Raw genomic sequence first — 547 nt, 5'->3', positions numbered from 1 at the left:
TTACCACAACATCATCATCATGACCGATGCTGACGTCGATGGTTCGCACATCCGTACGCTACTGTTGACCTTCTTCTACCGTCAAATGCCAGAGCTTATCGAGCGTGGTTACGTGTACATCGCTCAGCCACCACTATACAAAGTGAAGAAGGGCAAACAAGAGCAGTACATCAAAGATGAAGAAGCGATGAACCAATACCAAGTATCATTGGCATTGGACAACGCATCACTGCACGTAAACGCAGAAGCTCCAGCTCTAGCTGGCGAAGCGCTAGAAAAACTGGTTCAACAATACAATGCAGGTATCAAGCTTGCTGACCGTATGAGCCGTCGTTACCCTCGCGCCTTAGTGCATGAGCTTATCTACACATCTCGTCTAACGGCTGAGCAGTGTCATGATGCAGCAGTAGTAGAAGCTTGGACAAAACAACTTGTTGAGCAACTAAACGCGAAAGAAGTGGGTGCAAGCCAATACAGCTACGAAGTGGAGCTGCACGCAGAGCTTGGTTTGAGCCTGCCGAAGATCATCGTTCGTACACACGGTGTG

The 547-nt window shown here is 48.6% G+C and carries 1 protein-coding gene; it reads left to right on the top strand.

The genetic code is table 11. The features are described from left to right. Positions 1–547, top strand: a 547-nt coding sequence (locus R7Q46_RS29525) for a toprim domain-containing protein (protein WP_318078632.1), incomplete at both ends; no start/stop codon positions are given.

Source organism: Vibrio sp. 811, from assembly GCF_033339195.1.
Note: the sequence above shows the minus strand (reverse complement) of the source record. Positions and strands in the feature narration are given on the sequence as shown.